Origin of the sequence: Streptomyces sp. NPDC057623, assembly GCF_042800355.1 — a bacterium.
Lineage (GTDB): Bacteria > Actinomycetota > Actinomycetes > Streptomycetales > Streptomycetaceae > Streptomyces.
In genome coordinates, this window is record NZ_JBHVGZ010000134.1 from 1 (window position 1) to 12,686 (window position 12,686).

The 12,686-nt window shown below is 63.7% G+C and carries 20 protein-coding genes; 4 read left to right on the top strand and 16 right to left on the bottom strand.

The genetic code is table 11. The features are described from left to right. Positions 1-282: 282 nt before the first annotated feature. From ACFU95_RS49785 to ACFU95_RS49835, 11 genes are all read right to left on the bottom strand, one after another. A complete protein-coding gene (locus ACFU95_RS49785) occupies positions 283-2,271 on the bottom strand; it encodes an AAA family ATPase (RefSeq protein ID WP_383844175.1) in 1,989 nt (662 codons plus the stop codon). Positions 2,272-2,344: 73 nt separating this feature from the next. After that, entirely contained in the window at positions 2,345-2,671 is a 327-nt protein-coding gene (locus ACFU95_RS49790; protein ID WP_383844178.1) for a hypothetical protein, read from the bottom strand. 41 nt (positions 2,672-2,712) lie between these two features. Then, positions 2,713-2,907 carry a hypothetical protein gene (locus ACFU95_RS49795; protein ID WP_383844181.1) on the bottom strand — a complete coding sequence of 65 codons (195 nt, stop codon included), beginning with the start codon at positions 2,905-2,907 and terminating at the stop codon, positions 2,713-2,715. Positions 2,908-3,229: 322 nt separating this feature from the next. Beyond that, positions 3,230-3,652: a hypothetical protein gene (locus tag ACFU95_RS49800; protein WP_383844184.1), complete on the bottom strand. Its 423-nt coding sequence runs from the start codon at positions 3,650-3,652 to the stop codon at positions 3,230-3,232. 349 nt (positions 3,653-4,001) lie between these two features. Continuing rightward, positions 4,002-4,856: a hypothetical protein gene (locus tag ACFU95_RS49805; protein ID WP_383844187.1), complete on the bottom strand. Its 855-nt coding sequence runs from the start codon at positions 4,854-4,856 to the stop codon at positions 4,002-4,004. After that, positions 4,843-4,992 carry a hypothetical protein gene (locus ACFU95_RS49810; protein WP_383844191.1) on the bottom strand — a complete coding sequence of 50 codons (150 nt, stop codon included), beginning with the start codon at positions 4,990-4,992 and terminating at the stop codon, positions 4,843-4,845. The genes ACFU95_RS49805 and ACFU95_RS49810 overlap by 14 nt, the downstream gene beginning before the upstream one ends. A 3-nt stretch (positions 4,993-4,995) precedes the next feature. Beyond that, entirely contained in the window at positions 4,996-5,313 is a 318-nt protein-coding gene (locus tag ACFU95_RS49815; RefSeq protein ID WP_383844194.1) for a hypothetical protein, read from the bottom strand. Positions 5,314-5,518: 205 nt separating this feature from the next. Further along, on the bottom strand, positions 5,519-5,731 hold the full coding sequence (locus ACFU95_RS49820) for a hypothetical protein (RefSeq protein ID WP_383844197.1): 213 nt from the start codon (positions 5,729-5,731) through the stop codon (positions 5,519-5,521). 82 nt (positions 5,732-5,813) lie between these two features. Continuing rightward, entirely contained in the window at positions 5,814-6,341 is a 528-nt protein-coding gene (locus ACFU95_RS49825; RefSeq protein WP_383844200.1) for a hypothetical protein, read from the bottom strand. Continuing rightward, on the bottom strand, positions 6,341-6,700 hold the full coding sequence (locus tag ACFU95_RS49830) for a hypothetical protein (protein ID WP_383844203.1): 360 nt from the start codon (positions 6,698-6,700) through the stop codon (positions 6,341-6,343). The genes ACFU95_RS49825 and ACFU95_RS49830 overlap by 1 nt, the downstream gene beginning before the upstream one ends. A gap of 125 nt (positions 6,701-6,825) precedes the next feature. Then, positions 6,826-7,296 (bottom strand): hypothetical protein, encoded by a 471-nt coding sequence (locus tag ACFU95_RS49835; protein ID WP_383844206.1) that lies wholly within the window; start codon positions 7,294-7,296, stop codon positions 6,826-6,828. A gap of 139 nt (positions 7,297-7,435) precedes the next feature. Here ACFU95_RS49835 and ACFU95_RS49840 point away from each other — a divergent pair, with 139 nt between their 5' ends. Further along, complete coding sequence (locus ACFU95_RS49840; protein ID WP_383844209.1) at positions 7,436-7,909, top strand: hypothetical protein; 474 nt, start codon at positions 7,436-7,438, stop codon at positions 7,907-7,909. A 231-nt stretch (positions 7,910-8,140) separates the two neighbouring features. Here the strand turns inward: ACFU95_RS49840 and ACFU95_RS49845 are convergent, their stop codons facing one another. From ACFU95_RS49845 to ACFU95_RS49860, 4 genes are all read right to left on the bottom strand, one after another. Next, positions 8,141-8,422, bottom strand: a complete 282-nt coding sequence (locus ACFU95_RS49845; RefSeq protein WP_383844212.1) for a hypothetical protein — start codon at positions 8,420-8,422, stop codon at positions 8,141-8,143. Positions 8,423-8,902: 480 nt separating this feature from the next. Further along, positions 8,903-9,175 (bottom strand): hypothetical protein, encoded by a 273-nt coding sequence (locus ACFU95_RS49850; protein WP_383844215.1) that lies wholly within the window; start codon positions 9,173-9,175, stop codon positions 8,903-8,905. Beyond that, complete coding sequence (locus ACFU95_RS49855) at positions 9,172-9,399, bottom strand: hypothetical protein (RefSeq protein WP_383844218.1); 228 nt, start codon at positions 9,397-9,399, stop codon at positions 9,172-9,174. Before ACFU95_RS49855 ends, ACFU95_RS49850 begins: the two co-directional genes overlap by 4 nt. Continuing rightward, the gene (locus tag ACFU95_RS49860; RefSeq protein WP_383844221.1) at positions 9,396-9,710 is read right to left on the bottom strand and encodes a hypothetical protein; all 315 of its coding nucleotides are present in this window, start codon (positions 9,708-9,710) and stop codon (positions 9,396-9,398) included. The genes ACFU95_RS49855 and ACFU95_RS49860 overlap by 4 nt, the downstream gene beginning before the upstream one ends. Before the next feature lie 170 nt (positions 9,711-9,880). Between ACFU95_RS49860 and ACFU95_RS49865 the strand changes: the two genes are divergently transcribed. From ACFU95_RS49865 to ACFU95_RS49875, 3 genes are all read left to right on the top strand, one after another. Next, positions 9,881-10,111, top strand: coding sequence for a GntR family transcriptional regulator (locus ACFU95_RS49865; RefSeq protein WP_383844224.1), 231 nt, complete (start codon positions 9,881-9,883; stop codon positions 10,109-10,111). A 91-nt stretch (positions 10,112-10,202) separates the two neighbouring features. After that, complete coding sequence (locus ACFU95_RS49870; protein WP_383844227.1) at positions 10,203-11,423, top strand: helix-turn-helix domain-containing protein; 1,221 nt, start codon at positions 10,203-10,205, stop codon at positions 11,421-11,423. A 45-nt stretch (positions 11,424-11,468) separates the two neighbouring features. Then, positions 11,469-11,900, top strand: a complete 432-nt coding sequence (locus ACFU95_RS49875) for a hypothetical protein (RefSeq protein ID WP_383844230.1) — start codon at positions 11,469-11,471, stop codon at positions 11,898-11,900. A gap of 113 nt (positions 11,901-12,013) precedes the next feature. Here the strand turns inward: ACFU95_RS49875 and ACFU95_RS49880 are convergent, their stop codons facing one another. Then, positions 12,014-12,574, bottom strand: coding sequence for a tyrosine-type recombinase/integrase (locus ACFU95_RS49880; protein WP_383844232.1), 561 nt, complete (start codon positions 12,572-12,574; stop codon positions 12,014-12,016). Between the last annotated feature and the right edge of the window lie 112 nt (positions 12,575-12,686).

Sequence of the window (12,686 nt, forward strand, 5' to 3'; positions counted from 1 at the left end):
GACGACTCGACACGTCACCACTCCCCGAGACTCCCGACCTCACGCCCGACCAGCGGAAACGCAACCCTCAACGCCGGAACGACAACAACCACTTAAGAAGCGCGCTCAGCGCTGAGTGATCGATGATCTTGTTCAGCGATGCTCAGCGATCCAATACGTGCGGCGATGCGTCGCTCAGCGATGCTCAGCGATAGCTCAGCGATAGAGCTTCCGATCATGCTCAGCGATAGCTCAGCGATAGCGCGGAGCGACGCATCACGCACACACGTGGTCTGTCAGTCGTCAGAGGTCGGCAGGGTCCGGCCTGTCCACACTCTTCAAGTGATCCGCTACGTCGTAGAACTTGCTCCGCCCCTTGACGTGGACGATGACCAGCTTCGGCTTCTCACCTCTCGGGCACTTCTCAGGGTCAGACATTGCCGCGCAAAGGTTCCGAGCCGTGCTCTCGGCAATGCCCTCGATTCCTTCGGCGATCTGCGGCGGCGTAAGCGGACCGTTCCACTTGAGGTAGTTGATGATCTTGTCCTCGTTGGTCATGTTCTGGAGGAGCGCCTCACCCACGGACATCTCAACGAATGCGGGCCACCCGTTCTTCTGTTCCTCCAGGCGGAAGTCTCGCTCCTTGACCTCACGACCAGCCTTGACCTTCGGCACGGCGATCTTCCGCCCGTCTTTGTCCGAGCCGTTAATTCGGATGATCGTGTCCAGCGCGGCAGGCTGAGCCGACGCGCCCCGACCACGATCGCCGTTCGCATGGCCTGTGTGATGCACCAGGAGAACGAAGCACCCGAGCGCCTTGGATAGGGCCTTGAGCCGCTGCATGACCTCGTTCATGCCAGTGTTGTCGTTCTCGTCCACGCCCCGGATCGCGAGGCTCTGGGTATCGATCACGAGCAAGCGGGGTGTGGAAGAGACGGCGGTGACGTCCTCGGCCAGTTGCTCCAGGCTCTCCGCGTCCGCGAGGTTCAGTTCCTCTTCCACCATCACGTACAGCTCATCCGACGTGCGCCCGTACTTGAGTTCCCAGGCGTCGAGCCGCTTGCCAAAGTCGAACCCACCTTCCATGAGGACATAGAACACGGCGCCGCTCATCTTGATCGTGTGGCCGATCCAGTGACCCATGCCCGTGGTGATCCGCATGACCAGGTCGACAGCCGCGTACGTCTTGCCGCCGTACGTCGGCCCAAAGAGCTGACCAATGCCGTACTCCGGAATGAGGCGTTCGATGAGCCACTGAGGCTCTGGGCGGTCGCGGAGTTCCTGGCGTGAGAGGAACCGACTCTTCGGCCGTCGCGGGGCCTTGACCTTCCGCACGCCCGCCGCCGCGTCATCTGCGCTGGTCACGGCCGGTTCGTCGCGCACGCCGGCGCGCTCTTCCGGCTCAGACTTAACCGGCCCGATCGTGCCCGCCTTCGCCATGATCAGGCCGACGTGATGAGACATGGACTTGCCCTCGTCCGAGCACTTCGACACGGCCGCGTCGCACTGCTCCATGACCCACAGGAGCTCCGAGGGGTCTCCCACACCCGCCTCGATGCAAGAGAGTCCGAGCCCGAACATGAGGATGTGGCGGTTCTTGTACCTGCCCTCTGTGAACCGCTGGTTGGCAATGCGGATCTTGTTCCGCACATGCTGGTACCGAGGGTCACTCTTACGGATCGCCGTAGGCGTCCCTGAGACGGCGTGAGCAGTGATGCGCGTGTCTGTGTCGGGAAGCTCCGTTCCGAGCGCTGAGGCGACGTCAGGGGCGCTCCAGACAGTCTCAGAGTCGCGCACGATGCGAGGCGAACGACGCTTGCCACCCTTGGTGTTGAACCCAGCGGGCAGACGCATGATGGCCGCGCGAGAGATCTTGGATTCGTCGCCGTCCAGCTTCTCGCACAGGGCACGGTTCAGCGCCTCGACATGATGGGCTGGTGTGGCACGGTCCAGGCGGACGAACACCTGTCGGCGGCCCGGCGTGCCCGACTCCAGGGCCCAGGCGTCCAGCTTCTCGACCCACTCCTCATGCCGCATCATCAGGCGGTGGTCTACGTCACACCACACGAGCCAGCCGCCATCGCCAGCGCGGGCAATGGACGGCATGGCGTTGCCGTCCGTCATCGGGAACGGGGCGAAAAGAACCTCCGGTCGGTCCTTATCAGGTTCGAGCGAGGCGAATTCCTCCGCACTTATGAGCCCTTGTGGCTGGAGTCGGAGACTGTCTTGAGAATTGCGCTTCCCCGAAATGACGAGGAGTTGAGTACCCGCAAAGAGCGATGCTACGCTCACCGCAGTTCCTTTCCTGTTCTTACCGCGTTCAGGTTCCCGAGATAGGCCCGCTTCCTCACAAGGTGGGCCTTTCTCATGGCTCCATCTCCAGCCGGATCACTTCGTGTGCTCGATAGCACCCGCCGCCGCACGCGAACCGGTCGATCCATTCCTTCTGTGCTTCCGCGTTCTTGCGGGAGGACCAGAGGGAGACGGTTCGCTGGTCGCCGGTCAGATACGGCTTCCGACAGTTCGAGACCAGCGCATAGGGCAGGTGCGTTCCCGGCTCGGATGCGATCACCCAGAGGGCGTTCCGCCACACACAGCGGGCGAATGCTGTATAGGTCTTGTGGTGTCGTCCGCAGTGGTGGCGGCGATAGGTCTTGAGTGGCGGCCGGAAGTCGATTACGCGGGCGCTCATGGCTCATCATTTCCCTTCTTCCCTCGGTTGCAAATGGGTGATTACTCGGTCTCGAAGAACTGGAGGAAGACCTGATCGCCGATGGTGCGAACCACAGCCCTCTTGCCATATCGGCGGGCGTACTTGCGAGCCGTCTTCCCGAACTCATTCGGGTCCTTCTCGAAGTCAGTTCCACGCTTGAGGGTGTGGAGTTCCCCATTCATCCACGTGGCCCACGGATAGATCTTCTTCGGCATTGCCTCTCCCAGGTATTTGGCCGGTTTCTGACGTGATCAATGCTGCTCTTGCGGTTTAATTCCGGCAAGTAACCGCGTACTGGTATGGCTTGAGATTCCTAGGCTGATCGTTACAATTCCGGATCCGCGACATAGAGAAAGCCCTACACCAGCCAGAGCTAATGTGGGGCTTCTCGTGAATCGACGTGCGCGCGTATGCGCTCTCGATAGGCGTTAGGCGCTCAGAATCGACGCTCTAGGCTCCCGACGGAGCGCGTGTGATGAACTCGGCAGGCGATGATAGATAGGCGTCCTGACGCTCGTGGAGAGCTTTAAGGGGCTGTCAGGCCGCGTCTTCCACTTCGTCCATCACGATGCAGTCCAAGTAGACGTCATCGCGGCAGCGAATGGGGTCAAGGCGGGATCCCCGAGTCCCCTCCGCCCTTTCCGCCGCCCATACCGCCTCCCTTTCCGCCGCCCTGTCCGTGCAGTCCACAAACCGGAAGAACACAACCTCCGGGCTCCATACGATCACGTCCACGCCCAGGCTGATGGTGCCCTCTCGCCAGACCTCCACTGCGAAGTCCCAGGCGTTGGTGAAGTCTTGGCCCTTGATAGCCACCCACGATTGCCCAGGCTTCTTCCATTCGTCCCATGGGCGGTTCGAGTGGTCCCTAGCGACTTCGGCAGGCTCTCCCCAGTTGGTCTCATTCAGGATCTCGTCGGGCCACTTCTCCCACGGCTCGTTACCGACCTTCTCAGCCAATGCGCCTCCCCTACCTGCCGAGCCGTTGTCGGCTATGGAGAAATGAGAGCGCGAGGCTGGTGTGGGAGACAAGCTCGATAAGTTACCCGCCGGTAGGTACCCTCGGTCCATGTATCTACCACACGCCACGTCTGACCTGGGTAGATCACGGGTCGATAAAGGTTGCCTGATGGTGTATCAGGAGACCTTGAAATCGGGGCAAACCGGATCTCTGACGCTCACGCGCTCAACGACTCGACGCAGAGCACGCGTTAGGACGCCCAGAAGCGCCTGTAAGGCGCTGAGCAGTGCTCGCCGACACCGAGAGACGCGCGATTCGTGAGAGCGCCCGAGAGGCGCACAGAGGGAATCAGGAGCGGGCTTCCCGCCTCCGCCCTCCACGTCTCGGAGCCTCCCATTTCAGAGGAGGGACGCCCATGCAGAACTTCACACCAGTCGAGGTCTTTTGGATCGAGAGTTGGATATCGCCACGAGACCTGGCGTGCCCCCGGAAGAAGTTACGGATCTGCCGGAACTCCCCATACCCAAACCTCTCTTGGATCTCGCGCCAGGTCATCTCATGAACCTCGCCGTCGGCAAAGGTCTTGGCTTTCGGGCGTGAGATCTTCTGAGGCCTAGAGCTGTAAGCCCACTTGTATACCTGGCCTTGAGGATTCCACTTGATGACGCCCTCGGCCTTGAGCTGGTCAAGATAGCTCTGGGCTGTGTGGAACTCTCCGGGAAAGAACTCCTCTGCCACACAAGCCAGAGAGACGGATTCCCGCTGAAAGATGAAGTCACGGACCCAGCCCAAGAGTTCGGGATCGATGGCGGGAGAAGCCTCGCGGGCTGTGGCCAGACGCTTCCTATTGCCTTCTTTCCGCGCCTCCATGCACTTCCTCAGTTCGGCTCGTTTGAGGGGGTGGGCGCATTCAGCATGGGACTTAGCTTGGCGCTTAACTGCCTTCTCTTCCCGATGCTTCTTCAACGCCCCCATGCCTCGATGTTTCCGGGCGTAGTCGGCCGTTGTCCAAGTCATTGGGCCGTCACTCAGAATGACCCAAAGGTGACCGTCTTCCCTGAGCTGGTCCAGGTAGTAATACGGGGCTCCCATCTGGCCTGGGAAGAACTCCCGCCGGATGTCATCGATGGTGACCCGCTCCCGTTGGCGGGTGAACCCCAGGATGCGCGCCTTTACTTCGTGGTCAATGTCAACGGCGCTCATCCGTCACCACCGCTTTCATGAAGGCGTGCCACATCGCATCCGCGACGGCGTACGGCTGCTGTTCCCCGGTCCATTGCTCGGTGGGCTTCTTCGTGGCCTTGAGCCGCTTGAAAGCCTTGTTCCTCTTCTTGGCCACGGCTCATCCCCGCCTACCGATGGGGGCTTTCCAGGTAAGAGGACCGTCGCCCATGCAGAACTTCAGGCCGTTCTCTGTCTTCTGGATGGAGCACTTGAGAGCGTGGTTCCACGCGTACGTGCGGAGGCAGCTCAGGAATTGATCGACGGTTGCGCCACCTGTGCCTTCCCGCACCTGCTCGGTGGTCAGTTCGTGGATCTCCCCATCGGCAAACTTGCCAATGTTCTGCCCGCCGATTCTGCTTACTCCCTCGGTGCGGCACTTTGCACGAGCCGCTGGCGTGGCCGCGTGACCGCAGTCCTTGTGACTCAACTGAGCCATGGTCAACTCCTCACCGCGGATTCGGATATGCAGAACGGGGTGTGTGGTACAGGTCCGAGAGAAGACCCGCGTACCACGCACCCCGCTCGTGTTCCCGGGGGCTCACTTCCGGGAGTTGAAGGCTGGTGCGGGAGAGCTGGATAGTCCCCCGCGCGGGGTGAAGGAGGGTGAACGTCCCCGGGGACCTCTCCCACACCAGCCGGTCTCAGGAAGCCGCGTTGACGTCGGCGAGGAGGGCGGAGATGGCGGGTGACGCCGTGTTGTGGTCGAAGACCTGGACGCTGGGCACGGCGGCCTTGCCGTTCTTCACGCGGATGGCGTTGTAGAGCGCCATGCCCCGGACCTTGCGGGCCTGGCCCTCGATGAGCCAGCCGACGACGGTCTCCAGCTCGGTGGTGTCGATGGATGCAGTAGCCATGGTGGCCACCCCTTTCAGTGAGTCCCGCCCACGGCGTGAACGGGCCTATGGATACATGGCCGATGCAGTCGGCCGGCTGTGGCTACGCGCCCGCTGCCTGCTCCTGCTGGTACAGCGCCCAGACCGTTCCGTTGGCCTGGGCCATGAGGCGTTCCGACGTGCGGTCACGGCGGTAGCCGCTCTGACCGTCGGGCGTGACGTACGGCGCTCCCGGCTCGCGGAGACCATCGGCGCGCACCGGCCGGTTGGCCTGCGCCTCCCACTTCGCCCGCTCGCGGTCGCGCTCGGACGACTCGCGCATTGCGTCGTACGTCGCACGACGAGAAGCGGCCTCCGAACGCGCCTGAGCTTCCCGCTGGAGCTCCCGACGCGCGACCGCTTCGGGATGCGCTACGCGCTGTTCGCGGAGCTCCGCAGCGCGCTTACGGACAGCCCGCTCGAACTCGGCCCGACCCTTCGCGTTGGCCTCGTGGACGTCGCTGTAGTCCGTGTCACCGCGCATGGCGCGCAGGATCTCGGCCGAGCGCCCCTCGGGCTCCGGCTCCGGAGTCGCACTCTCGGCACCGTACGTACGGCGCATGGCGGCCATGAGCTGTTCGGCTGTCGGCATTACTCGCTCTCCTCGAAATCCGGGACGGCGTCGCCGTAGCCCTCGCGCATTCTCTGTTTGAACCGCTCCATGGCTTCGGGCCCGTACATGCCGCGATACTGCGGACAACTCTCAAGGCGGAGCCTGTGGATCTTTTCGATCAGCTCGCGGTCGGCTTCCGGGTTAACCCACGGAGGCCGAGGTGGAGGCTGCTTTTTCTGGCGCGCTTCTCGAACCGCGTCCGCGTATTCTCTGCGCTGGCGGATCTCCTCATCCGAGAGTTTCCGCGTCTTGCACGGTTGGGGCTCTTGTGGCTCCGAGGGCGGGAGTCCCCGTTGTTCGCGGCCCCGCTTGATCATCTCCGCCAGTTCCATATCCATCCGGTCAGGAACTGAATCGGGGTGCCCTCGATCCGGGTACTTCTGGCAGCTTGGGCCGTGGGTTGTGCAAACCACCACACCAGCCGCCGCACGTTCGCGGAGAACCTGAGTCGAGCGGAGACGCATCACAGACCACCGTCTCCCCATACCGGGTCGGCCTGGGCGTGGATCAGCTCTAGAGCCTTCTCCAGTTCCAGCGTGACCTTGGCGGGCATTTCGAGACCGAGGAGCTTAGCCACCTTCATGTTCAGATCCGCGATGGTGCGGACACATGCATTCCGCTCCGCCACGGTCTCGGCATTCTCCAGGTTCTCGTGAGCCTCGCGGATCATGTCGCCAAGCGACGATGCCCGGTCGGCGCGAAGGTCGTCCGCAGAGTCTGAACTCAGGTTCTTCCGAGCCCGAGCGATACGGCGATCCACCGTGTCCTTAGTCAGCCCCATTGCACGACCGATGGCGATAGCGGGGTGGCCCTTCTTGTGGAGGGCGTAGACCTCTTCCGCCTGCGCGTCCAGCTCGGCCGGATTCAGAGTGCCAGCGCCCAAGGGAGCATCCGGCTTTCGCGGCTTGGGCTTGCTGGGCTTTCTCTCAACCACGACTTTCCCTCCCTTCGGCCAAAGCAATTCCGTATGGTTGCGCTATGCAAGAGAATAGGATATTTGACAATCTCGCGTCAAGTAATGTATATGGCGCGCGACATGGGTCTAACCGCAAAATCGCGGATATCGTGGCTCTATGACGAACCGATATGTGGATGCCTTTACCCGCTGGATGGATAACGTGGACATCTCCGGTGGGCCTAATTCCTGCTGGCCCTGGAAAGGTCATCGCACGAAGAAGGGTTACGGCGTATTCCAGGTGGGTGGTAAGAAGGTCCGCTCTCACCGATGGTTCGCGGAACGGATCATCGAGTCCGAGCTAGAGTCGGACCTTTTCGTGTGCCACACCTGCGATCACCCTTGGTGCCAGAACCCGCGCCATTGGTTCATCGGTGACGCCCTCGACAACAACCGTGACAAGGCAGCGAAGGGCAGACATCCGGGCGGCTATCGCGGCAATCAGAACGAGTCCAAGACTCGCTGCCTGAGAGGTCATGAGTTCACTGCCGAGAACACGCGGATAGACAGACGTGGCTTTCGCGCGTGCCGGACGTGCGACCCGATCCAGCACGGACGTTCCACACCAGCCAGAAAGGCTCTCGCCGCTTAGTCGTATCGCGTCTGCGAGCGAACGTCACGCGCTCTCTTGTGCGTTAGGGCGACAGAATCGCGTCTCTCGGCTCCCAGCAGAGTTCGAGCGATAGAAGAGACGCACTCGCTAACCGATCTCGCCAGAGAAGCGCACGGAGCTTTCCGTCATTCTGGCCGGTCAGCGTATGCCGGCGCGCACGCCGAGAAGCCCCCGACTCGATGAGCCGAGGGCTTCTCTGCTGGCGCTGGGCTACTTCGCGGCGTCGTCGGCCTTCGGCTCGACAGCCTTCGCGGGAGCGGGCGTTGCCTTCTTCGCGGGGGTCGCTCGGGTGGGCGACTTCTTCGCGGCCGGAGCGGCAACGGGCTTGGCGGGCGTGGTCTTCTTCGCGGGAGCCTTCGCAACCCCAGCGGTCGGAGCCTTCGCGGCGGTCTCGCCCAGTGCCTCGGCTCGCATGGTCTTCCGGCAGGCAGCGCGCCCGGCCTTCGTGCTGGCGTGCTCGCACTGGCTGTGGTCGAAGTGCTGGCGGGCCATCTCGTCTCCCTGGTTCGTCGTGTCTTGCTGGCAGGTCGACACTCCCAAGAGCGCGAGTGCAGTCCGAAGGGGCGAGACAGCTTTCCGTGGTGAACCGTCGGCTGTTCGTAACTTTGGTGCAGGGACGCCAAGTTGGGGCCCCGTACGGCCATTAGTTCTAAAACCGCAGGTCAGAACCCCCGTATTGACGCAATCAAAAAATCAGACCACCATTGGGCCCAGGTTGCTCGCGTCTGGTGCGAGCGCATCCGCGAGAGGGAATGCCGTGTCGAAGGGCCACAAGTGTCCGGTCTGTGACAAGAACACGCTCCAGCCGTTCACCACCAACCAGTTGAAGTGCTCCCAGTGCAAGACGGTTGTGAAGAGGGATCAACTCCGCTGAGCTGCGAGCACCTGCCCCGGCACGGTGACCAACCCGGCAGAGAAGCCCGGCACTCGTCATGAGTGACCGGGCTCTCTCATGCGTGTCGTGCGGTGCTGCTAGTCCGTGCCGTCTGTCTCGACGGCAGTACGCCCACGCTCTTCCTGGTCGGCTCGCGTCACCCTCGCGTGGTCGGTGACGACGCGGCGGAACAGGTCGTGACCCGTCCGGCCCGTGTGCCGTAGTGCCCAGTCCTGGGCGTCGTTCTGCTCACCCTGCGGGCCGCTGTCCTCGCCGCACTCGTGGGCGGTACAGAAGATCTCGAAGGTGTATCCGCCCTCGGGTGCGTGGTTGATCGTGTGATCTACGAAGCGGTACACGGCTCGGGTCACAGCACGGCTCCAGTGCTCTGTGCGTTGGCTCGCTTGACTTTCACGGACAGCACTTCTTCCGGGGTCAGCGGCTCTACGTATTCCGGGGACACCTCCCACTCACGGCCACCGCCCAGCGGGCGGACCATGAAGTAGGGGCCTTGCTTGCCCATGAACTCGCCGACGCGTCCTCTGGCCGTGTCTCGAACCAGCGCGCCCGCCGGGGGAAGTTCGACGTCGGTCATACCGCCGCTCCGTGGAAGTCGATGCCGAGGGTTGCGAGCGTGGCGGCGGTGCGCCTGTCCCGCTGTCCCCGCCGCTCCTGCTCTCGCTCATAGGCGAGGAGGTACGGCCGGATGAGCGGGGTGTCCTCGCCTCGCAGATACGCGGGCGGACGAGGGGAGCGGTGCGAGGGAAGTTCCACACCCACCACGCGGAGAGTTGTGGTCGGCTCGTCGGTGAGGGGGTGGTGCTCTGTCGGCGCGGGCGGCGTTGCGCGGCGCTTGCCGGTCGATGGCATGAGCCACGAGAGAAGGACTGCCAGTAGGCTTCGCACGTCGGTCACTCCTTGGGTGATCGGCCACGCCCCCGGACTGTTCGAGCAGTCGCGGGGGTCTTCCGTTTGGGCGGTGCTATGGGCGCTGTCAAGGTCCTGCGCTATCGAGCATACGCGCATTCGCGTATACGCGGTCGCGTGATCTCGCGCATTCGCGGACGCTGAGAACCATGGATCTTGACCGCAGCAAGCCCGTATGGCCCCAGGTCGCGGCCGAACTGCGCCGCCGTCTCGACGCTGGGCAGTACCCGGCTGGCGAGCGTTTCCCCGCCGTGAACGAGTTGGCCGCCGAGATGGAGGTAGCCCCGTCCACGGTGCAGAAGGCCGTGGCCGCCCTCCGCGAGGAAGGGCGGCTCTACACCGTCCTCGGGCAAGGCTCGTTTGTGAAGGGTGACGAGTAGGCGGGGCGGTCATGGTTCGAGTCTGAAAGCCCGGAGCACTCACTTCCGGTGACTGGGTGTTGACTGACCGGTGACTGTCTACGCTGGCAGCATGAACGGGGAGTTCGGGCAGCGCGTGAGGGCCGCGCTCAAGGAGCGGCGCATGTCGATCCGCGCTGCCTCTCGGGCGATGAACTACGACCACGCGTTCCTGTCGCGTGTCCTGGCCGGTAAGCAACTGCCATCCATAGAACTGGCCGAGAGCCTGGACCGCTTACTCGGTACGGACGGCGAAGTGGTCGCGCTGGCGGCTCGTCTCCTCGATGGCGAGACCCACACCCAACCGTCTGTGCCGACACTGGATGACTTCCTGCCCGAGGGTGACCCGCTCAGTCTGCTCACAGTGCGCTCGCCTCGTCGGGTGGGTGTGGGAGAGGTGACGGACCTACAGAAGCGCGTCCACGGGCTACGCCTCGCCGACGACGTTCTAGCGGGCGGCGACCTCATCGGGCCCGCGCTGCGAGAGCTTCGCTCGACCGTCCGTCTGTACCGCGAGAACACGCACACGGAAGAGGTCGGCCGCGCGCTCCTGGTCCAGATCGGAGAGCTGGCACAGATCGCCGGATGGATCGCATCCGACGCCGGACGGCACGAGGAAGCCGAGCGGATCTACCGTCTCGGTCTCAGCGCGGCTAAGCAGGCCGAGGACATGACGCTTGCCGGGAACCTGGCCGGGTCGCTCGCCTACCAGATGAGCAACAGCGGCTCCGCCGCTCAGATCGCCGAGGGCCTGACGCTGGCTCAGGCCGCGCTCCACGACGCGGGAGAGGACGCGCCGGGTAAGGCTCGCGCCCTGTACTGGGACCGCGTCGCGTGGGCGCACACGCAAGCGGGCGGGACGGAGAACGCACGTGCCGCCATGCGCGCACTGGGCGAGGCAGGCGAAGCGCTGGGCCAGGGTGACGACGACATCGACGAGCCGCCCGCGTATCTGTACTGGGTGGACGCGGGAGAACTTCAGGTCATGGAGTCACGCGTCTATACGGAGCTACGCAGGCCACTGCGAGCGGTGCCGCTGCTCCGTGACGTGCTCGGCGGGTACGACGCCACGCACACGCGAGAGATGGCGCTGTACCTGTCGTGGCTCGCTATCGCGCTGGCTGACGCGAACGAGCCGGAGGAAGCCGCGGGAGTCGCCGAGCGCGTGATCCGCATAGCGGCAGACGTGGCCTCGGAGCGCACAGCCGAACGGGTCCGCGTCGTGCTGGCTCGGCTCCAGGAGTACGCGGACGTGCCAGAGGTCGCTACCCTCCTCGCAGAAAACGCGGCGTAGTGCCGCAAGCGTGCTGGGGAGCACGCGGCAAGGGGCGGGGTGATCATGGTGCGTATCCGAAGACTCGGCGTCGGCCTTGTGGTGGGCTTGACTCTGGCCGCGTGTACATCGGAGACAGATACCGCGCTGGCCGATGTGCAAGCCGCGTGCACGGAGATGGGCTACGAGGACGGCAAGAGCAAGGAGTCCGACTCCTCGGACACCACGTGGACGTCCGACGACTGGGCGGACACGGCCGATCAGTACGACGACATAGCCAACCGCGTCGCCAGCGCCGCGCGTGACGATGGCCGCTGGAACCGGCTGTCCAATGCGCTCACCGACTGGCAGGCAGCCACGGAGAAGATGGTCGTCGTCCGGGACGAGACCCTGCCGCAGTCCGAGCGAGACGCCGCCCAAGCCGAGGTCGATCAGTTGGACGTTCAGTCCATATACCGGGTGGTCAGCCAGGAGTGCCGTAAGGCCCAGGCGGAGTAGCCCCACCCGGTCGAGCGGCGGGTGCGGAACGTGGTGATGGACGTTCCACACCCACCGTGTCGCCTCGATGGCCGTCACTCAGGGCTCAGCCGGCCGTCTACCGTGGGTGACCGTCAGGAGTAGCGGTCGCCCAGGTTGTGCATGGTGTTGACCGCGCGCTGGCTGGCCATGTCCGCGCCGTACCGCCTGAGCATCGCGGGTGACTTCCATCCTCGGATAGCCATGATGTGCTCGCCGGATACGCCGCGTGCCTTGAGGTCGTCGGCCCACGAGTGGCACCAGCAGTGCGGCGACACCTCGGCCGAGTCGTACCCGGCTCGTTCTGCCACCCGCTTGGTCATGTTCCACAGACCCGAGTAACCCAGCCGTGGGCGATTGTTGAGCCCGAGCCAGAGCCACGGTTCGGAACTGCGCTTGTGTGTGGTGCGGAGACGTAGGTACCGCGTCAGTGCCTTGACCGTGGACGGCTGTAGCGGGATGACCCGGCCATCGATGCTGTTGCGGTCCATCTTGAGCGGCACGACCACGAGAACCGCTCCCTGGAGATCCAGGTCTTGGACGCGGATGTTCAGGATCTCCTCTGCGCGCAGGCCCTCGGTCAGCACACGGAGAAGCGCATGGTCCCGCGTGGTCTCGAAGTCCTTTCGCCCTGGTCCCCACGCGGTGATATCCAACGTGTCCTGGATGAACTCTGAGGGGCCCCGAAGATCCCGGACAGGGACCCAATAGGGTTGTCCTGTAAGGAATCGAGGGAAGCAGCAAGTGGCACGTCCAAGTCCGTATACG